This is a genomic window from Spiroplasma endosymbiont of Dactylopius coccus, from assembly GCF_977110965.1.
Genome location: NZ_OZ373019.1, coordinates 739,423 through 759,384, shown reverse-complemented (window position 1 = coordinate 759,384; position 19,962 = coordinate 739,423). Strand labels below are relative to the sequence as shown.

Here is a 19,962-nt window from a genome sequence, read left to right as displayed (position 1 = left end):
TGGAAATAAAGGAAAATATTGAGATGAATATAAGATTTGTAGAAATTTTATTGAAAATGGTCAATATGATGAGTTAATAAAATATATGAATGAAATATTAAAAAACCATAAAAAATTAAAAAAACAATATTTTAAAAATAATAAACAAGGTATTGAAAATCAAGGTGCAAAGTGAAATATAGGTTGTTTTACAGAAGGTAATATTTGACATATTTTAAAAGAAATGCTTGGTAATAGAACTTATAATATTTCAATTTATATTAAAATGGTTATTTTTAAATGTAATAAAATAAATTTAAAAACATAACTTAATTAATTTTTTATTAAAATTTTAAAAACTTATTAAATTAAAATTTAATAAGAATTTTTGTTGTATATAAATATTAATTTTATTTTTCATTTTTTTAATATTTGTATTTTAATTGAAATTAATTTAATTTAGTAGTAAGATTTATTTACAATTGCATATAATTACAATTATTTCTTGTCTATAATTTGAAAGAAATGTTTAAAAAGTAATTATATCCTCCGTTTTTGTTACCGTCCCTTACTTTCTTTAACTGGTAAAGTCATTCTTGCTCTAAGTTTTAAATATTTTTCATTACTAACCATTATATTTTATTCCTCTCAAAATTAATTTGATAAGGCAATCTATTTTTTCTTACCTTTTAAATATGGATCTGGATATGTAACATCTTCTTTTGTTAAAATTCCTGTTGCTAAAAGTGCTGCCGCAGTAACAAAGTTATAAGGCTTATTAAAGTGTGGTAAGAAATACATATCAATTAATGAAATTTCATCAATAGTAACCTTTTTCAATATTGCTAATGAAAACATTGCAATTGTTTCTGTATGATCATGAGTTGAACCAATTTCAGCTCCAACAATACGACGAGAACTCTTTTCTCATATAATTTTAATTTTTACTTCATGATTTTCACTCATAAAAGGTGGAAACACTGTATCTTGATAAAAATATGCTTCTACATTATTAGATCCTAAAATTGCTTTTGCAGAAACTTCTGATAAACCAGTAGCACACAGTTTTCAACCAAAAACAGCAATTGCATTTGTTCCTTGAACACCAGGAAAGGCGATTCTTGTTTTAGGATCTGTTTTTGCAACATTTAATCCAGCAATTAAACCACTACGTACAGCATTAGTTGCTAAGGCAATATTAACATTTTTATTTCAAGCATTTGAACGAATATTAATACAATCACCAATTGCATAAACATTAGGATCTGAAGTTTGAAAATATTCATTAACTTCAATTGCACCACGAGGATCTAAGTTAAGTTGAACTTTACCATTCTCATCTTTCAAGATAGCAGTATTTGGTAAGAAACCAACAGCCATAATTACTAAATCAGCTTTATATGTTCCTTTATTAGTTTTTACTTCACTCACTTTATCATCTTTAATAATAAATTCTTGTAAAGTTTCTCCTAATTGTAATTTTACTCCTACTTTTTTCATATCTGCTTCAACATCATTTGTAAATTCTTCATCATAATAACGAGGCATAATACGATTTTCAAAATCAATTAAAGTAACTTCTTTTTTATCTTTATAAAAAGCTTCTACTAATTCAATACCAATATAACCTGCACCAATTACTACTACTTTTTTTACTTCTGGTTTACTCAAATCAGAAATAATTTCTTGAGCATGTTGATATAGTTTTGATAAATGAATGCCATTTGTTAATTTAACACCATTTAAAGTATCTTTAACAACTACGCCATCTTTATGAGCAATTAAACCAGGAATTTCTTTACCACCTGGATTTAAGATTGGTCATGAACCAATTCCTAATACTAACTTATCATAACTTTCAGTAAATACTTCATTAGTATCTAAATTTTTAATAGTAACAATTTTGGCTTTACTATCATATTTAATCATTTCATGTTTTTCTTTAATTTTAACACCTAATGCTCTTAACTTTTCAATTGTGGCATAAAATAATCCTTTTGGATCAGTAAATTCTTTACCAACTCAAAGCGCAATTCCACATCCTAAAAATGAAATATTATCATTACGATCATATGCTACTACTTCACTATTTGGATTAGACCTCATAATTGCCTTTAGTGCTGTTGTTCCGGCATGATTAACACCTATAACAACTATCTTTTGTTTTCTTTCCATGCTAAAATCCTCTCTTACTTATTACTTTTTTTCAATTTCTTTTATTGTGTAATCACAAATACAAATATATATTATTTTATCACTTTTTATTTAATAGTTACAACTCTTTCTTTCGGTAGACAATATACCATTCATTTTAAAAACCTAAAATTGCAATTGGTCAATTTCTATCATGATAATTATCTTTATTACTTTCTTCTTTTCAATCACGACAAGTAACCCTACTACGACTTGATGATGACTTCTTAGTTAATTTATTAATTTCATTTATCATATTTTATCAAAATTTTTATATTGATTTTCCTCACTAATTTTATGATTATTTTTTTCTTTAATGTATTTAAATTCCATACTTTTTTCTCCTTGAATCTTTAAAGTATTTATTTTTAATTAAAATTTGATAATTATTAAGTATTTTCACTTAATTTAAACATTATATATCAAAATAAAAAAACTTAATATATTTTTTTATTTTTTAAATATTTTTTAATAAATTATATGTATCTTGACAAATCATTAATTCTTCATTTGTTCTAATTTTAAAAATAGGAACTTCTGATTGTTTATCACTAATTTCTAAGTAATCATTATACTTATCATTATTTTTATTAGTTACTAATTTTAAAGTAAACACTTTAATTTCCTCAATAACTAATTGACGAATAATTGCAGAATTTTCACCAATACCTGCAGTAAATACTAATGCATCAATATTACTATCTAAATCATTACCATATTGAACAATATAATTAGCAATTCTTTGCACAAACATTTTTATTGCTAATTGTGATTGTAAATGATACTTATGGTTTTTATCATTACTACTTGCAAGAACATCACGTAAATCAGAAGAATGTCCACTAATTCCTAATAAACCCGAACTTTTATTTAAATCATTAGTAACGGTTTCAATAGTTGCTTCTGCTTTAACATTACACATATAACCATGAATAGAAGGGTCAATGATACCACTTCTAGAACCCATAATTAAACCATCTAACGGTGTTAATCCCATGCTAGTATTAAAACTTTTACCATTTTTAATAGCACAAATACTAGCACCATTACCTAAATGACAAATAATAGCATTAATCTTATCTTTTGGTTTATTTAAAATATTAGTTAATTTATCTAAAATATAACGATAACTAGTACCATGAAATCCATATCTTCTTACCTCATATGTTTTATATCAATCATATGGAACTGAGTAAAGATATTTTTCTTCAGGAATAGTACTATGAAATGAAGTATCAAATACTGCCACATGTTTAGCATGTGGAGCTAATTTTTGAAAAGATGATAATCCTTTTAAAGCTGGTGGATTATGTAATGGTGCTAAAGGAATACATGCTTTGATACCAGCAATGACTTTCTCATCAATAACAATTGAGTTATTAAATTTTTGACCACCGTGAACCATACGATGACCAATTCGTTTAATATCATCAAAATTATTAATGACCTTATACTCAATTAATGCATCAATTACTGTTTGCGCTCCTATAACATGATCAGCAATATCTTTTGTTACTTCATGTTTAATAAAGTTATCACCATTAGCAATTTCAATAATAAAATTACTATTTTTAATAGTTATCCTTTCAACTAAGCCTTTACAAAGAATAGTAAAATGAGGTTGTTTATCATTATTAATAGCATTAAAAAGTTGAAATTTAATAGAACTACTTCCGGCATTAATAACTAAAATTTTATTTTGTTCTGACATATTTGTTTTATCTCCTTATTAATTTTTAATTAATGTTTGAATAGCAGTGATCAATGCTGTGTAATAAATGTCATCAATAGTAGCACCACGAGAAAGATCATTAACTGGCTGATTTAAACCCAAAACAATAGGACCAATAGCTTTATAATCACCTAATCTTTGGGCAATTTTATAACCAATATTAGCAGCATCTAAAGTTGGGAAAATAAATGCATTACAATGATTTTTAATTGTTAATTCTGGGAATTTTTTATTTCGCACTTCTTGATCTCAAGCAGCATCAAATTGAATTGGTCCTGCTACTTGCACGTTTTTTAATTTTAATTGTTGAACAAAGTTAGTAGCATTACGTACTTTATCAACACTTTCACCACTACCACTAGTATTAGTAGAATAAGATAACATTGCTAATTTAATTGGATTAAATTCTAAAAGTTCACCAAAGTGAATTGTAGATTTTGCAATATCTGCTAATTGTTCAGCTGTTGGATTTAAATTAATTGAACCATCACTAAATAAAAATATTTCTTCATTTTTATTCATAATAAATGTACTTGAAACAGTTTTAGTACCTGCTTTTGGTCCAATAATTTGCAAAGCTGGACGTAAAATATCAGCAGTAGTAAAAGTAATACCACCAACAAAACCATTAACCTCTTTATTATTTAATAACATCATTCCATAGTAATTACAACTTAATACCAATTTATTAGCTGCTGCTAAAGTTAAACCCTTTGCTTTTCTTAATTCATATAATTGATTAGTAAAATTTGTTACTTGATTTTCTTCAATAGATAATGTTTTAATATTAGAATTTTTAATATTACTAGGAATTTCCTTATCATTATTAAATAATAAAACTGGTGTAATAAAATTTTTAACAGGTGAATTATCATTAATAATTTTTAAAGCTACTGCCTGTACTTTTTCATTATCTCCTTCTGGAAATAAAATTCTGATTGGTGTTTTGCTTTTTTGTAAAATAGATAAAATAAAATCTAATAGTTTCATATTATCTTCTCTCCTTTAATTTGTTAATTTTGATTGCTAATAATAGTTGCAATTGCTTTATTTTGTACTGCTTTAATGATATTGTTTTCAACCTTAATATCAAATACCATAATTTTCAAGTTAGCTTCCATGCACATCGTTGAAGCAGTTAAATCCATTACTTTTAATTGTTTATTAGTAATATCTTGATATGATAAATGTGAATAACGAATAGCATTTTTGTTAATGTTTGGATCTTTATCATAAACACCATCAACACCATTTTTTGCCATTAATAATATATCCGCATTAATTTCAGTAGCACGAAGTGCTGCTGCAGTATCCGTTGTAAAGTATGGTGAACCAGTACCACCAGCAAAAATACAAACATAGCCTTTTTCAAAACTACTAATAGCTTTTTTGTAATAAAAAGGTTCAGCAACTTGATTAATCTCTAATGATGTTTGCACAATAACTTTTACGTTAAGCGCTTTTAACTTTGATTCAATTACCAAAGCGTTCATAATAGTCGCTAACATTCCCATATAATCAGCATTAATTCTTTTTAAACCAATCTTTTCTCCTTGTTTAGCACTACGTCAAATATTACCACCGCCAATTACTAAACCAACTTCTACTTTTGCCTTAACTAGGGTTTGAATTTGTTGACAAACATTATCAATACTTTCATTATTATATAATTCATTACTACCATCACCTAAAGCTTCACCACTAATTTTTAATAATATTCGTTTATATTTAAATTGTTCCATTTTTGATCATCCTCCTTAAATTTAATATTATAAAAAGCCACAGATTGCTTTGTGGCTTCTTATTTATTTACTGTTATCACTAGATAATGAATCATTATTTGCGCTTTCAGCAACAGTTTCTAATTCAACGTTAGCAATAACTTTTTGTGCTAAATGATCTTTAACAAAAAGTTGTGCTTGTGGAGTAATAATTGTTAAACGTTTTTTATTTTTTTTAATACCCTGTTCATAAACAATTTTTAAAACATTTTTCTTTTGTTCCAATGCAACAATTTTACTAGTATTAACGCTTTGTCCAAAGAAATAAATATTATGTTCATCAACTGCGATACCAAAATCAAAACTAAAAATATATGCTAATCCTAACATGATAACTAAAAATATATATTCTACTATTAATAAAGTTAAAAAAGCAGGATCAGATTTAATATATTCTGGTTCAAATGTTCAAACTTGCATTCCAATTGGAACAATCGAGATAACTAAACCAATTACACCAACTATTAATGTTGCTACTAATAATTTTAAATTCAAAAATTTAATAGTTGTTTTTGGTTTATTAAAACTATATCATCCTCAACCAAGAATAACTAATAATAATATAAACATTACTAATGCAATATAATATATAATTTGAAAATTCACTTTATTTACCTCCTAAATGTTTATTTGGCAGAACTATCAATTTTTTCACCTAATTGATAACGTATCATAGCTATAATTGTAGCATGATTTTTAGTTAAATACTCTTTAACCTTAATTGTATTATCTTTAATATAAAGTTGATCAACAATAGTTAATTCAGATAATACTTTTTCAAAACGACCTCTTATAATATTTTCAAGAATATTATCAGGACGTTTTTTTGCTTTCAATTTTTCTTCTTCTTTTGTTTTTTCACTAATAATTGATAATTCTTTATCACGAACTGTTGCAGGTATGTGATCAATATCAATGTATTTAGCATCTGCTGATACTAATTGCATAGCAACATTATTTGGAATATCACTTTCCTTATCAACACCTTTGATAATAACTAAACCACTATATTTACCACCACCATGGACATATGAACCAAAAACTTCATCACTATTTTTACTTAAATATTGAAAACGATTTAAAACAATATTTTCACCTAATTTAGCGATAGCAAATCTTATCTCATCATTTAAACTTTCACTACTTCCATCAGCTTTTAACATTAAAGCTTCTTCAATAGTTTTAGGTTGATGTTTTAAAATTGTTTCTAAAATTTTAGTAAATAAATCATTAAAATCTTCTAAATCAGCAACTTGTTCAGTTTGACAATTTAATTCACCAATAATTGCATTATTACCACTAATAACAACTTTAGTAACCCCTTCAGTAGCTTTATTAATACTTTTTTTCTCTGCTTTTGCTAAACCTTTAATTTTTAATAGGGAAAGTGCTGCTTCAAAAATATTATTTTTTTCCATCAAAGCTTCTTTACAATCAGTAATTGGTAAATCGGTTGTATCTCTTAATTTTTTCAATAATTTAACATCTACTTTAACTTCTGACATATAAACTATTCTCCTTTATTCTTTATTTTTTTCAATTACATTTTCAGTTTTATTTTCATCAAGACTAATAGTTTCTTCTACTACTATTTCTTTTTTATCAATAACTGGTTTTACACTTTGTCCTTCATTAATAGCTTCAGCAATTTTCTTTGTAATTAAAGTAATTGATTTTGTAGCATCATCATTACCAGGAATAATATAATCAATATTATCTGGATTTGAATTACTATCACAAATCGCAATAATTTTGATACCAAGTTTAACTGCTTCTTCGACAGCAATTTTATTAGTAATAGTATCAGTAACAAAAATAGCTTCTGGTAATTTATACATATTTCTAATACCACCAAGGTTACGTTCTAAACGTGCTTTTTCTTTAATTACTAACATTTGCTCTTTTTTTGTTAAAAGTTTAATTTCTCCACTTTTTTCTTTATTTTCAATATCAATTAACTTTTTAATACTTGATTTAATAGTTTTAAAATTAGTTAAATTACCACCTAATCAACGTTCTGTTACATAAGGTGAATTACAACTAATTGCAAGTTCTTGCACAGCTTCTTTGGCTTGTTTTTTTGTACCTACAAATAAAACTTTACCACCATTTTCACTAGTTTCTTTAACAAAGTGACAAGCTTCATCTAATTTACGCATTGATTTTTGTAAATCAATAATATGAATACCATTTCTTTGACCAAAAATATATTTACGCATCTTTGGATCTCATCTTTTAGTTTGGTGACCAAACTGAACTCCTGCTTCAAGGAGTTGTTCACGTGTTACAACTGACATATTGTCTCCTTCTAATTTGTTTTTCTTCCATTTATTTCTAACATTGGCCACTTTTTAATTAAAAAGCACTAGGCAATGAATTCACAAATGTGTTGCTTATTTTCATTAAATTAAGCCTGTATATTGTAGCATATTTTTTATATTTTAAACAAATTATTTTTAAACATGGGCGCATAAAGTTGATGGATAGATTTATAAATAATAAGAACGATAGAAATATCGTTCTTATTTATTATTAGCACCCTTTAAATATCTACTACACGCAGTGACCAAGTAGGAGAGTTAATAATAAATCAAAATCTATATTTATAAAACTTAATACAAGTGTCATAGAAGTCAAATAGCGAGTACGAAAGGTAAATACTTCTATATCACTATAAAAGAGATATTAACCTTGAACAAGTTAAATATTTACGCTGATTGGTTCAAACGGGAAATGATTATATGTGAGATTAATTTCAAAGCATCATATCTTAGAACCTGTTTAGGATCTTTTTTAACTTATTTTTGATTAAATTAATATCATAAATGTTATTTTATAGTTGAAAAATAAATTTTTAATGGATAAGTTGTCAAATGATAAAATCTTTTTAACAAAAAAATGACAAAGAAAATAAAATGTTAATTAACTGTCAGGTTAGAAATAATTATTCCCTTTTTTAGTTTAATTATGTTTAAAAGATTCCAAACAGGTTCTTAACTGTCGGGATGTCCGAAAAACTATAATTCCTTAATTAAAATGGTTCACAAGGGGCGGATGAGTGAAAGAAATAATTATAGTGCTACTTTTCTAAGGAACATACTATGTAAAATTAGGAGAATATAAAAATGTTAAATAAAACTAATTATTCTTGAAAAGAATTAGAACAATGAAGTAATTATTTAGATAATTTAAAACAACCAGTAATAGATTGAATTGATTTAGATAATAAATTACAAAATTTATATGATTTTATAAGTAAAGGAAGTATGACTAATGAATAAAAAATATTATCGTTGTAATCAAAATATTTGGTAATGTTTAGTAATCTGTGTAACTTACAAAAATAACTATGTTTAATTAATTCTATAATAAACCTAGAAAGAGTGAATTACAGATGGCTAAAAAGCAAAATATTAATAATAATGATCCAATATCAAAAGCAGTAGATTTATTATTAGAACCTGTTTGGAATCTTTTAAACATAATTAAACTAAAAAAGGGAATAATTATTTCTAACCTGACAGTTAATTAACATTTTATTTTCTTTGTCATTTTTTTGTTAAAAAGATTTTATCATTTGACAACTTATCGATTAAAAATTTATTTTTCAACTATAAAATAACATTTATGATATTAATTTAATCAAAAATAAGTTAAAAAAGATCCTAAACAGGTTCTTAGAAAATACTGAAGATTTAACAACAGTTTTTAAAGAGGGAGGTTTGTATAAAGAATTAACAAAAAGATTAGTAGAAAAAATGTTGAATTCTGAGATGCAAAATTATTTAGGATATGATAAGAATCAACATAGTAATAGTGACAATGCTCGTAATGGTATAAGTTCAAAAAAATTAATAATTCAACAAGGTAAAATTGAGATTGATGTACCACGAGATCGCAATAGTAATTTTAATCCTGTAATAATTGCAAAAAGACAAAGAAGATTTGATGGTTTTGATCAACAAGTTCTTTCTTTATATGCAAAAGGTATGACATTATCAGATATTAGAATGCAATTACAAGAGTTATATCATGGTGCTGATATTAGTGAAAATGTTATTAGTCAAATTACTGATGATGTTATTGATGATGTAAAAGCATGGCAAAATCGACCATTAGATAGTATTTATCCGATTGTGGAATGGCAACACTTTTTAGGACTATTTTTTGGTAGACACTTGTTCTTGATATTTGATAGGAGTTAAGTAGTTTAAAGTGCTGTGGATTCTTATGTTGTTGTATCAATTGATATAATCAAATAATTCTAATTTTAATTGGATTAATGATGTAAAATTTTTATCATTAATAAATTCAGTTTTGAAAGTTTTAAAAGTTGCTTCAGCAACAGCATTATCATAAGGACAACCTTTTTTGCTTAAAGATCGAGTAATATTGAATGCTAATAAAAGATTATTAATAATTTTATTGTTAAATTCATTACCTCGATCACTATGAAATATTTGGATATCTTTTAAACAGCGATTTGATTGCATAAATGCTTGATATACTAGTAATGCATCTTTTTTAACTCCAACACTATGTCCAATAATTTCTCGGTTAAATAGGTCTATTAATAGGCAAATATAGTTTCATTTACCATTAACTTGAACGTAAGTTAAATCACTAACAATAACTTCGTTTTTAACCCTATTATTAAAGTTTCTATTAACAAGATTGGTTATTTGACTATTATTGACTTTATTATGATGATTTTTGAATGATAATTTAGTGTATTTTGATATTAAATTATGCTTATTCATAATTTCTTTAATTTTTCTGCGTGATAAATAAATTTCTTGGTTTTCTAAAATTTTTTTTAATGTTCTAGTACCATAAACTTCTTTATTTTCTTTAAAAGCACTAATAACAGCTTCATCATACATATTATTTTTGATTTTATTTTCTTTTTTCTTTAAGTTAAAATAATATGTTGATTTAGATGTTTTCAAAAAACGACAGACACATTGTGCGAATTTTATATTTAACTTTATTTTTAGCAATAATTTCTACTTTCTGCCTATTATTAGTGCTGCTTGCTTTAAAATATCATTTTCCATTCTTAATTGTTTTAATTCTTTTCTTAATTTAATTAATTCATTTTCTTCAACAGAACGATTATCTTTAGTTTTAAAACTACCTGAATTAGTAAATTGCTTAATTCAATTATAAGTAGCTGCTCTTGTAACATTGTACTCTTTAGCAAGACAAGACACTGACTTACCGCTTTGATATAAAGCTACTATTTGTTTTTTAAATTCATCTGAATATGAGTTAATATTGGCCATAATTATACTTCCTTTCTTTTCACTAATTTGTTCACTTGTCTACGTAATTAGTGTCCAATAAAGTGTAACCCATCCATTCATTATTATCAGTAAAAATCATATAATCATCCATTACAATTTGACACAGCACACCTTTAATATATAAGTCATTTCCATTTAATCTTAATTGTTGTGCAATCTTATTATCAGTAATTAAACCTTTATTATTAGCTAAATAAACAATACTATCATAAAGATTATTAGTAATAAAAAAACGACAATTATTACTATTTCTTAATTGAAATAAAGTATTTCAAGCATCTAACATTGATTTTAAATATCCTACTGGTGACTTATCAGTAATTTCTACTTTAGTTGCATATTTTGCAATTACATTTGTATCATTATTTGCTAAATAATCTGCTAAATCATTAGCAACTTCATATTGCATTGTATTTAATAAATTTTGTCCATTTTCAGAATTTAAATCAACATTAGCAATTATTTCACCTGCAACTGCTTCTTCTTTAATTTCTTTTAAAATTTTAATAGTTTCAGCATAACTAACATCTAATCCTTTGCTTTTATCATTTCATTTCAGTATTTTCATTTCTGGATTTTTTGGTTTTTTAATTATAAATTCAATTTTTGTAGAATTAACCATTTCAATGGGAAAAAAACTTGCTCATGGTGAATTTGATTGTTTATAAAATTCTATAAATTCTGGTGCTTCTACTAATTTTTCAGTATTATCTAAATTTTTATTGAATGGTACTGCCATTTTTTATTTTCCTTTCTGTTATAAATTATTTTTCTTTTTATAATCCAATAAAGTGCATTTTATTGAATTTGGTTGATTTGTTATTATTGTTTGTTGTTTACCACCTGTATTAAGTATTTCTTTAAATACTGGTTGTTCTTTAATCATTTTTTTAATAGTTTCTTCAATTTTTGAATTTTCTAAATTATTAGTTTTAAATTTTAAAAAATCATAAAATTCAGTTTTAACTTGATATTTTTTAAATATATTAATAATTTCTTTTTCTTTAATTTCTTGATTAAGTTTATTTAACTTATTTTCTGCTTCATTAACTTTATTTTCTATTTCTTGTGAAGAAGCATCATTTTCAGTTACAGGTTCAGTTGTTTGTTGAACATTATTTTCATTTTCTAACATTTAACATTCTCCTAATCTTATCCCAATAATCAATCTTTAACTAATTGTGGCATTTCACTTATTAGTTTTTTATAATCATTAACAGCATTTTCTAATATATCAATATCAGAAAATTTAAAACAATTTCCTATATCTAAATCAAAATCTCTATCAATTTTGATATTATTTTTTCTATATTTTTCATTAAATTCAATTTTTGTCATATTATTTATTCTCCTTTATTAATTTTTTCGTTTAATTTTGCTAATTTTTTTTGGTGTTTTATAATTTTGTTATTTGCTCTAACATGTTTTGGAGTTGTGATAAATCTTTTTAATAAAACAATAATTTCTCTGCAAATTAATGTTCCAACACTTGTTCCAATAATTATTAATTCATGTAAAAATTCTTTCATTTCAATATTTTCCTTTCAACTATTTATTTTTAATTTTTAATTATTCATCAAATTGACCGCCATTAATTCTTTCAATCATTGACTGTGAATTACTTATAATTTTTACCAATACAGATATTTCTTTATTTAATTCTTCCATTCTTTCTTTATATGTCTGAATTTCATTATTATAATATTCAATCAATTTTTCTTTATTCATTACTTTTCACTCCCTTTATAAACTCATGTGATTGTAATCTCAATTTAATGAAGCATTATCATTATTTAATGGTACTTCGCTCATATTATCACTACCGTATTGACTGATTGTTTCACTATTAATTGTGAATCTATTATCTAATTAAACGTGAGGTTTCATTATTAAATGGTGTTTCTTGCATTTCTTCAATATGATGTGTAGTTTCCATAGGTAATAAATTATGAATAATTTCACTTGCACCAGCAACAATAGTAGGAACAGCATAAGCATTATTAAAATCATTATTTATACCCATTGCTACACCACTTGATATTAAACATCCACCAGTAGCCCCATATTTGCTATTTTACGTATAGTTTCAAATCTATTAGGAATTAATCAGTAATTCCATTAATAAGATTTGATATACCATAAGCATTTAAACTAATATATGTATCTCAATCCATTAATGACTGATTATCTTGTTTATCTAATAATAATCATGGTGGACCCTCAGTTGTAGTTGTAGTAGTTATTGGAGTTGGTGTTGTTGGAATAATTGGAGTAATATTATTTTCTGTTCATTTACTATAATTGGCTAATCCAATTGTTCCTAAACCTGGTAATATTTTTTTAGAACTATTAATTAATTTAGTTTTAGTATTTGGTCTTTGATTTAAATTTCATATATCTAAACCTAATTTTTTACCAAATAATAAACTATTAATTGAACCTAATACTGGATTACCTATTACTTGACCATAATAAGCACTTGTACCAATCATTGCACAAATTGGACTTATTCCAGTTCTAATTAATTTAGTTAAAGTATAATTTGATTGTGTATTTTCGTTTGGCATTTTATTCTCCTTTAATTTCTAATTTTTTAACTGTTACTTTAATTCAACCTTGATAAACATCATTATCACCAACTATTAATGCAACATTACTTTCGGGGTCAGAAACAATTATGTGTTTTGATTAAATCATTTGGATATTGTCTTAAAATAATTACTCTAATATCATTACTTGTATGAATTGCTTTTGGAAATGGTGATAATATTTCAATTTCATCTTTATTTTCAAACAAAGTAGGTAATATTATCATTAATTATTTCTCCTTATTTTTAATTTGATTAGCAATTTCACTTAATATTTTTAATACTTTATATTCATTTTTTAATTCTTTAATAATAAATATTAAAAATATTATTAGTGTTATAGATGTTATTAATATTGGTACTATTAATAAAATTTTTCATAATATCATTTTTTACTCTTTTCATTTTTTAAATCATTTAACATTAATTGAACAAAATGCACGATTTTTAGAAATATTTAAAGTATTAAAGATTTCACCAGTTACTATAATTTCATCGTTTTTGTTTAATAAAATACAGCGTCTATAAAGTTTTGGTTTATTAAAAATTAAAGTAACATAGTTTAATCCATTTCATTGACTTCGAACACTATAATATAATTCTTTATTACCTTTTTCGTAATATTTTGCTTCAATAGTGTTACTCAGTTTTACTGTTAATTTGACATAATTTTCTTTATTTTTCATTTTTATAATTTCCTTAAATAATTGTCAAAAATTAATATTTTTTTATGATTTTTTAAATAATATTGAATATGCTTATATGCATCTTGTTCATGTTTTGTTAATTTTATATTTCCTTTATAATTTGTTATTTTATTTTTATTTTTTGGTTGGTTTTCTAGATAATCTCAATTCATAACATCTTGTACTAATACCATTAATGCACCAATAATTTTAGGGGTTGCTAATGGATTAGTTAATAATTGTTTTGAACTTAAAAAGAAATTTTCTACAATAACTAATATTTTTTTATTAATAAATTTTTCTTTAATTAATTGAAATTTTTCTTTATAAATATTTTTGGTTCATAAAACAGTTAATGTATTGAATGTTTCATTAAAAATAATATTATTAGTTTCATTTGAATATATAACAATTCCATTATTACCAATACCATCAGGGTCAATTCCAATAATTAAGTCATATTTCATTATTAATCAAATTCTCTGCATTGTATTTTATTAATTAAAATTTTAATAATATCAATTGAACCTTTTAATTTATTTAAATAATATATGTCTTTTTCTTTATTATATTGTTCTATATCACTATCTAAAATTAAATTTAATCAACTAATTAATTTTTCTTTATCCATATTTATACCTCCTACTTAACCTAATATTTAAAATACAGTCATAACAAATTGCTTTACTATTTTTATCTCTTAAAAAATATTTTCTTGTTTTTATATCATTAGTATTAAAGAATAAATAATCAAATTTATGTTGTTTACATGTTCAACAAAAATACTTTTTCATTATGAGTTGAAAGTTCCTTATAAGAAGTAACTATATAATTAATTGGTAAATCATCATATTTATATGGATTATTTATTTTAAAACCTTTTCTGTTTTCTTCTCACGTAATGTTATATTTAAAACAAGGATTAGTAATTTTAGTTTTGTTATCAGTTATTTCACCCATAAATCAACTATTATGCTGTTCATAAAATGTTAATGGTTCAAGTTTTATATCATTAAGATAATATTCTTTTGGAGCAATTGGTTTATTAACAATTATTTTTTGGTCTTTAATATATGGTTCTAATAATTTTATTAATTCATTACCACTTAATTCTCTTTTAATATTTTCTAAATTAAAAACTCAATACGTGTAACTGTTGTCAACAATAAAAGAATTATTTTTAATCATTCATTTTGGCAGTGATAATCTATATTCAACATAATCAATAAGAATAGATTGTGGTTTATCTTTAACAATTTGTTCTTTTTTAAATTCTATTTGCATAATAATCCTTTCCTAAATATGTCCTGTTGCTTCCTAGCATAAAGGACATATAATTTGATTTTTAGATTATTAATAATACTACTATTCGTTTTATTGATTCCATCAATTCTGGGCTCAAAAATAAATTGTGAAATTTTAAAAAACATCGAGGCATTCGATTCAATATTTATTTAATTTGTGTTAAACAAATTAATATTTTAATTGAACCGGCACCGCTCAATTTTTTTTACAAGTTTGAAATTTATTTTCTCGCCCAAAAAAATTTTTCAAAAAAAATAAAAAATAAAACCAACACTTGCTCACTGGGGAGTGGCAAGGTTGGTTAAATAAAGAATAGAATTAATATAATAGGTCCCTACAACAGGTCTATATATACTAGTTTCCAATTCGCTCCCACCCCAAGAATTACCATTAATGGTTAGTATATTTTATTAGGTATCACTCCACTTTTTATTTATCCATGCAAGTCCACATGCTAGCTACTATTTTTAACAACTGTGTTGTAGTTCACTTTTTTAGTTCCTTAACACGTGTTGATAATAGTATTAAAGAGGGTTATTAAAAATTTTAAAATTTTACAATTACAAAAAAAGACAAGATTATTTATTGTCTTTTTCCTTTGATAATAATTTTTATTTTATCTTATAAAATCTATATTTTTTAAAATACGTCGAATATAAATTTAAGGGTAAAAGAGAATTTAATTTGTCTATCATCATTTTAAAATGGTAATTTTGAAAAGAATTTATTTTTATAGTAATTCATCTTCCTACTTTTTTGGGAACCTCCCAGAAAGTAAATATAAAATTGCTTGATGATTAAAAATTATTTTGATATTTACTTTTCCGTTATGGATTATTCCTTTTTTAATTACTAATTTTTTATTGGTTTGATGATGCGAAATGTTATGGAAAATTTTCAACGAATTGGACGAAGTACTAATCCAAATTTTGCTAAAATTGATCTCAATACTTTGAGTTTTTATAATCGAGATATGGAATTACAAAATTCTCTACAACTAATGATTGATGATAGTAATTGGGATATGATGGAAGCACAAGATATGACGATAACTACTTATGATAATCGCTTGTTATCAGCTTTTTTCATTAATAATCATCAATCTAATAAAAATCATAAATGAATAATTGCAACTCATGGTTGACAACAAAATCGCTATAGCATTTTATATTTAGTTAAACATTTTTATGAATAGGGATATAGTATTGTTACTTATGATACAAGAGGTCATGGTAGTAATAATATCCATGATGCAATTACTTTTGGTAATAAAGAAGCAGATGATTTATATGCTGTTATTTTAAGTCTTAATAATTATTTAGCAGAAACAGATTTTAAACAACCTCCTAATATTACTTTAATTGGTAATAGTATGGGTACCAGTACTGTTTTGGAAACAATATCTCGATTTGATGCTGGTAAATATTTGGTGTTAAATGTGCAATTTCTGATTGTGGATTTGATAGTTTTAGTCATATTATTAAAATTATGGGTAAACAATACTTTAACCTTCATTGATTTTGATTTTATTATGGTGTTAAATTTTTCTTTAGGTTAAAAGATAAATTTAATATTAATAGTATTGATCCTATTAATAAATTAAAATATTGTTCTTCAATTCCTGTATTATTTATTCATGGTAATGATGATGAAACTGTACCAGCAACAATGGCACAAAAAATGTATGAAGAGAAAATAAATTATGAAGAAGAAACAATAAGTGAATTATTAATTATGCCATCTGCTAAACATATAAGAGCCGTCATTACCGATTATGATACATATTGCAAAACTACTTTAAAATTTGTTAATAAATGAACAAATTTTAAAACCGAAGATAAAGGAGATTAAATTAATAATGATTTATTATATTAATAATAGCAAAGACCCATATTTTAATTTAGCAGCCGAAGAATATTTGATTACTAATCCTTATATAAATGATGAAATCTTATTATTATGACAAAATAATAATACTATTGTTGTTGGTAGAAACCAAAATACAATTGAAGAAATTAATAATGAATATGTGAGAACAAAAAAAGTTAATGTTGTACGAAGATTATCTGGTGGTGGAGCTGTTTATCAAGATTTAGGAAATTTAAATTTTACTTTTATTCTTGATAAAAATAAAGATAATGCTCGTAATTATGGTCTTTTTACAAAACCAATAGTTAATGTTTTACAAAATCTAGGTTTAAATGCTCAATTTAGTGGTAAAAATGATATTTTAGTTGATGATAAAAAAATATCGGGTAATGCCCAATATACATATAAAAATCGAATTTTACATCATGGTACTATTCTTTTTAATGTTGATATGCAAATGTTACCAAAAGTATTAAAACCTGATTTGGATAAATTAAAATCAAAAGGTATTAAATCAGTACAAGCACGAGTAACAAATATTTTACCATTATTAAATCCACCAATAACAATTGAAGAATTTCAAAATTTAATTATTGAACAATTAAAAAGTACAAAAAATACAAAGATTATGGAATTTTCTGAAAAAATGATTGCTGATATTGAATCATTAGCAAATACTAAATATCGAACTTGAGATTGAGTTTATGGTAAATCTCCAGATTTTGATTTAAAACATAAAACACTTTTTCCTAGTAAAGGAACTATTCACGTTTGAATGAATGTTAAGGCAGGAATTATTGAAAATATTAAAATATATGGTGATTTCCTAGGGTCAGCAGGTACTACTAGTTTAGAAAAAAAACTAGAAAAACAAAAATATAATGTAGCAACTATTACTAATATCATTGAAAATGCTAATATTAACGAAATTTTTGGTGAAAATTTTCTTGCTGAAGAAATCATAAAAAGTATCATAAAATAATGAATAAAATTCTTATTTATGATATCCTTACTTTTATAACTAATATATAACTAATATTAAAGAGGAAATATGAAGAAATATTTATAGATTTTATTTATAATGTTTATTTTTATAACACCAATTAGCAATGTTATTACATTTTTAGTAAATAATAGTTTTGATCAAACAAATAGTATAAATGATATTCTTTATCCAACACGTGGTTGACCAAAAAAAGATAGAAATCAATTAAATGTTTGACAATTTTTATATCAAGATGCTATTGATAAAGTAGGTAAAACTAATGATAATATTGTTAATGGTTTTAATAATTTTTATCTTGCTGAATTTGATAAATACCGTGATTCAGCAAGTAAAAATGCTGGTAAACCTGGCTATGATGAAATTGGTATACCAACAGCAGATATTAATGATTATATTAATAATAAAATTATTCATTCACAATCAATGCAAATATACATGGCCTTAACATTGCGAACATATTTTATTGAGTTTACTATTAATAAAATTAATGATCCAAGTAGTAATTATATTAATGCAAATGAATATTTAAACTTATGAGTTATGAAGTATTTTGAAGCTGGTTTTTTATTTTCAATGAGTAAAAATTTGAATTCAAGATTTAGGTAGAACAATTGAAAAATCAGTTGGAATGGCAACACTTTTTAGGACTATTTTTTGGTAGACACTTGTTCTTGATATTTGATAGGAGTTAAGTAGTTTAAAGTGCTGTGGATTCTTATGTTGTTGTATCAATTGATATAATCAAATAATTCTAATTTTAATTGGATTAATGATGTAAAATTTTTATCATTAATAAATTCAGTTTTGAAAGTTTTAAAAGTTGCTTCAGCAACAGCATTATCATAAGGACAACCTTTTTTGCTTAAAGATCGAGTAATATTGAATGCTAATAAAAGATTATTAATAATTTTATTGTTAAATTCATTACCTCGATCACTATGAAATATTTGGATATCTTTTAAACAGCGATTTGATTGCATAAATGCTTGATATACTAGTAATGCATCTTTTTTAACTCCAACAACTATGTCCAATAATTTCGCGGTTAAATAGGTCTATTAATAGGCAAATATAGTTTCATTTACCATTAACTTGAACGTAAGTTAAATCACTAACAATAACTTCATTTTTAACCCTATTATTAAAGTTTCTATTAACAAGATTGGTTATTTAACTTTATTTTTAGCAATAATTTCTACTTTCTGCCTATTATTAGTGCTGCTTGCTTTAAAATATCATTTTCCATTCTTAATTGTTTTAATTCTTTTCTTAATTTAATTAATTCATTTTCTTCAACAGAACGATTATCTTTAGTTTTAAAACTACCTGAATTAGTAAATTGCTTAATTCAATTATAAGTAGCTGCTCTTGTAACATTGTACTCTTTAGCAAGACAAGACACTGACTTACCGCTTTGATATAAAGCTACTATTTGTTTTTTAAATTCATCTGAATATGAGTTAATATTGGCCATAATTATACTTCCTTTCTTTTCACTAATTTGTTCACTTGTCTAC

Annotated in this window: 28 protein-coding genes and 3 pseudogenes; 8 read left to right on the top strand and 23 right to left on the bottom strand. The window is 24.3% G+C overall.

The window, feature by feature from the left end:
- The first annotated feature begins 85 nt into the window (after nucleotides 1-85).
- A complete protein-coding gene (locus ACXUB0_RS04755; RefSeq protein ID WP_458257928.1) occupies nucleotides 86-307 on the top strand; it encodes a hypothetical protein in 222 nt (73 codons plus the stop codon).
- Nucleotides 308-651: 344 nt separating this feature from the next.
- Here the strand turns inward: ACXUB0_RS04755 and ACXUB0_RS04750 are convergent, their stop codons facing one another.
- The 8 genes from ACXUB0_RS04750 to rpsB form a co-directional block, all read right to left on the bottom strand.
- Nucleotides 652-2,154: an FAD-dependent oxidoreductase gene (locus tag ACXUB0_RS04750; protein WP_338987060.1), complete on the bottom strand. Its 1,503-nt coding sequence runs from the start codon at nucleotides 2,152-2,154 to the stop codon at nucleotides 652-654.
- A gap of 136 nt (nucleotides 2,155-2,290) precedes the next feature.
- Entirely contained in the window at nucleotides 2,291-2,428 is a 138-nt protein-coding gene (locus tag ACXUB0_RS04745) for a hypothetical protein (protein WP_458257927.1), read from the bottom strand.
- A 201-nt stretch (nucleotides 2,429-2,629) separates the two neighbouring features.
- On the bottom strand, nucleotides 2,630-3,883 hold the full coding sequence (locus tag ACXUB0_RS04740) for an acetate kinase (RefSeq protein WP_458257926.1): 1,254 nt from the start codon (nucleotides 3,881-3,883) through the stop codon (nucleotides 2,630-2,632).
- 18 nt (nucleotides 3,884-3,901) lie between these two features.
- Nucleotides 3,902-4,894 (bottom strand): phosphate acetyltransferase, encoded by a 993-nt coding sequence (pta, locus tag ACXUB0_RS04735; protein ID WP_458257925.1) that lies wholly within the window; start codon nucleotides 4,892-4,894, stop codon nucleotides 3,902-3,904.
- 23 nt (nucleotides 4,895-4,917) lie between these two features.
- Nucleotides 4,918-5,646 (bottom strand): UMP kinase, encoded by a 729-nt coding sequence (pyrH, locus tag ACXUB0_RS04730; protein ID WP_458257924.1) that lies wholly within the window; start codon nucleotides 5,644-5,646, stop codon nucleotides 4,918-4,920.
- A 63-nt stretch (nucleotides 5,647-5,709) separates the two neighbouring features.
- Nucleotides 5,710-6,291 (bottom strand): hypothetical protein, encoded by a 582-nt coding sequence (locus ACXUB0_RS04725; RefSeq protein WP_458257923.1) that lies wholly within the window; start codon nucleotides 6,289-6,291, stop codon nucleotides 5,710-5,712.
- Between the two features lie 20 nt (nucleotides 6,292-6,311).
- Nucleotides 6,312-7,190 (bottom strand): translation elongation factor Ts, encoded by an 879-nt coding sequence (gene tsf / locus ACXUB0_RS04720; protein ID WP_252319749.1) that lies wholly within the window; start codon nucleotides 7,188-7,190, stop codon nucleotides 6,312-6,314.
- 15 nt (nucleotides 7,191-7,205) lie between these two features.
- Nucleotides 7,206-7,982, bottom strand: coding sequence for a 30S ribosomal protein S2 (gene rpsB / locus ACXUB0_RS04715; protein ID WP_338987051.1), 777 nt, complete (start codon nucleotides 7,980-7,982; stop codon nucleotides 7,206-7,208).
- An 828-nt stretch (nucleotides 7,983-8,810) separates the two neighbouring features.
- Here rpsB and ACXUB0_RS04710 point away from each other — a divergent pair.
- The 3 genes and pseudogenes from ACXUB0_RS04710 to ACXUB0_RS04700 form a co-directional block, all read left to right on the top strand.
- Nucleotides 8,811-8,966, top strand: a complete 156-nt coding sequence (locus ACXUB0_RS04710; RefSeq protein ID WP_338987049.1) for a hypothetical protein — start codon at nucleotides 8,811-8,813, stop codon at nucleotides 8,964-8,966.
- Nucleotides 8,967-9,079: 113 nt separating this feature from the next.
- Nucleotides 9,080-9,217 carry a hypothetical protein gene (locus ACXUB0_RS04705; protein WP_458257766.1) on the top strand — a complete coding sequence of 46 codons (138 nt, stop codon included), beginning with the start codon at nucleotides 9,080-9,082 and terminating at the stop codon, nucleotides 9,215-9,217.
- Nucleotides 9,218-9,326: 109 nt separating this feature from the next.
- A pseudogene (locus ACXUB0_RS04700) lies at nucleotides 9,327-9,824 on the top strand (transposase); the annotation flags it as partial.
- 21 nt (nucleotides 9,825-9,845) lie between these two features.
- On the opposite strand, the pseudogene ACXUB0_RS04695 reads toward ACXUB0_RS04700, so the two are convergent.
- From ACXUB0_RS04695 to ACXUB0_RS04630, 14 genes and pseudogenes are all read right to left on the bottom strand, one after another.
- Nucleotides 9,846-10,970: pseudogene (locus ACXUB0_RS04695) on the bottom strand (IS3 family transposase).
- Nucleotides 10,971-10,992: 22 nt separating this feature from the next.
- Complete coding sequence (locus tag ACXUB0_RS04690; protein WP_458257922.1) at nucleotides 10,993-11,730, bottom strand: hypothetical protein; 738 nt, start codon at nucleotides 11,728-11,730, stop codon at nucleotides 10,993-10,995.
- Between the two features lie 18 nt (nucleotides 11,731-11,748).
- Entirely contained in the window at nucleotides 11,749-12,126 is a 378-nt protein-coding gene (locus ACXUB0_RS04685) for a hypothetical protein (protein ID WP_458257921.1), read from the bottom strand.
- A gap of 17 nt (nucleotides 12,127-12,143) precedes the next feature.
- Nucleotides 12,144-12,329: a hypothetical protein gene (locus ACXUB0_RS04680; RefSeq protein ID WP_458257413.1), complete on the bottom strand. Its 186-nt coding sequence runs from the start codon at nucleotides 12,327-12,329 to the stop codon at nucleotides 12,144-12,146.
- A gap of 5 nt (nucleotides 12,330-12,334) precedes the next feature.
- Nucleotides 12,335-12,520: a hypothetical protein gene (locus ACXUB0_RS04675; protein ID WP_458257920.1), complete on the bottom strand. Its 186-nt coding sequence runs from the start codon at nucleotides 12,518-12,520 to the stop codon at nucleotides 12,335-12,337.
- Nucleotides 12,521-12,560: 40 nt separating this feature from the next.
- Nucleotides 12,561-12,719: a hypothetical protein gene (locus ACXUB0_RS04670; RefSeq protein ID WP_458257919.1), complete on the bottom strand. Its 159-nt coding sequence runs from the start codon at nucleotides 12,717-12,719 to the stop codon at nucleotides 12,561-12,563.
- 133 nt (nucleotides 12,720-12,852) lie between these two features.
- A complete protein-coding gene (locus tag ACXUB0_RS04665; RefSeq protein ID WP_458257918.1) occupies nucleotides 12,853-13,014 on the bottom strand; it encodes a hypothetical protein in 162 nt (53 codons plus the stop codon).
- Between the two features lie 79 nt (nucleotides 13,015-13,093).
- Complete coding sequence (locus ACXUB0_RS04660) at nucleotides 13,094-13,558, bottom strand: hypothetical protein (protein ID WP_458257917.1); 465 nt, start codon at nucleotides 13,556-13,558, stop codon at nucleotides 13,094-13,096.
- Nucleotides 13,559-13,644: 86 nt separating this feature from the next.
- Entirely contained in the window at nucleotides 13,645-13,806 is a 162-nt protein-coding gene (locus ACXUB0_RS04655) for a hypothetical protein (protein ID WP_458257916.1), read from the bottom strand.
- 3 nt (nucleotides 13,807-13,809) lie between these two features.
- Complete coding sequence (locus ACXUB0_RS04650) at nucleotides 13,810-13,968, bottom strand: hypothetical protein (RefSeq protein ID WP_174480107.1); 159 nt, start codon at nucleotides 13,966-13,968, stop codon at nucleotides 13,810-13,812.
- Between the two features lie 3 nt (nucleotides 13,969-13,971).
- Nucleotides 13,972-14,265, bottom strand: coding sequence for a hypothetical protein (locus tag ACXUB0_RS04645; RefSeq protein ID WP_458257915.1), 294 nt, complete (start codon nucleotides 14,263-14,265; stop codon nucleotides 13,972-13,974).
- Nucleotides 14,266-14,267: 2 nt separating this feature from the next.
- Nucleotides 14,268-14,732 carry a hypothetical protein gene (locus tag ACXUB0_RS04640; protein ID WP_458257914.1) on the bottom strand — a complete coding sequence of 155 codons (465 nt, stop codon included), beginning with the start codon at nucleotides 14,730-14,732 and terminating at the stop codon, nucleotides 14,268-14,270.
- 2 nt (nucleotides 14,733-14,734) lie between these two features.
- Nucleotides 14,735-14,896 carry a hypothetical protein gene (locus tag ACXUB0_RS04635; RefSeq protein WP_338960339.1) on the bottom strand — a complete coding sequence of 54 codons (162 nt, stop codon included), beginning with the start codon at nucleotides 14,894-14,896 and terminating at the stop codon, nucleotides 14,735-14,737.
- A gap of 134 nt (nucleotides 14,897-15,030) precedes the next feature.
- Nucleotides 15,031-15,549, bottom strand: coding sequence for a hypothetical protein (locus ACXUB0_RS04630; RefSeq protein WP_458257873.1), 519 nt, complete (start codon nucleotides 15,547-15,549; stop codon nucleotides 15,031-15,033).
- A gap of 892 nt (nucleotides 15,550-16,441) precedes the next feature.
- Here ACXUB0_RS04630 and ACXUB0_RS04625 point away from each other — a divergent pair.
- The 4 genes from ACXUB0_RS04625 to ACXUB0_RS04610 all read left to right on the top strand — a co-directional run bounded on the left by ACXUB0_RS04625 (nucleotide 16,442) and on the right by ACXUB0_RS04610 (nucleotide 19,051).
- Entirely contained in the window at nucleotides 16,442-16,765 is a 324-nt protein-coding gene (locus ACXUB0_RS04625) for a hypothetical protein (protein WP_458257913.1), read from the top strand.
- A gap of 293 nt (nucleotides 16,766-17,058) precedes the next feature.
- Nucleotides 17,059-17,421 carry a prolyl oligopeptidase family serine peptidase gene (locus ACXUB0_RS04620; RefSeq protein WP_458257912.1) on the top strand — a complete coding sequence of 121 codons (363 nt, stop codon included), beginning with the start codon at nucleotides 17,059-17,061 and terminating at the stop codon, nucleotides 17,419-17,421.
- A gap of 7 nt (nucleotides 17,422-17,428) precedes the next feature.
- The gene (locus ACXUB0_RS04615; RefSeq protein WP_252320808.1) at nucleotides 17,429-18,421 is read left to right on the top strand and encodes a lipoate--protein ligase; all 993 of its coding nucleotides are present in this window, start codon (nucleotides 17,429-17,431) and stop codon (nucleotides 18,419-18,421) included.
- A gap of 99 nt (nucleotides 18,422-18,520) precedes the next feature.
- Nucleotides 18,521-19,051, top strand: coding sequence for a hypothetical protein (locus tag ACXUB0_RS04610; RefSeq protein ID WP_458257911.1), 531 nt, complete (start codon nucleotides 18,521-18,523; stop codon nucleotides 19,049-19,051).
- Nucleotides 19,052-19,092: 41 nt separating this feature from the next.
- Here the strand turns inward: ACXUB0_RS04610 and ACXUB0_RS04605 are convergent.
- Nucleotides 19,093-19,919: pseudogene (locus tag ACXUB0_RS04605) on the bottom strand (IS3 family transposase).
- Nucleotides 19,920-19,962: the final 43 nt, after the last annotated feature.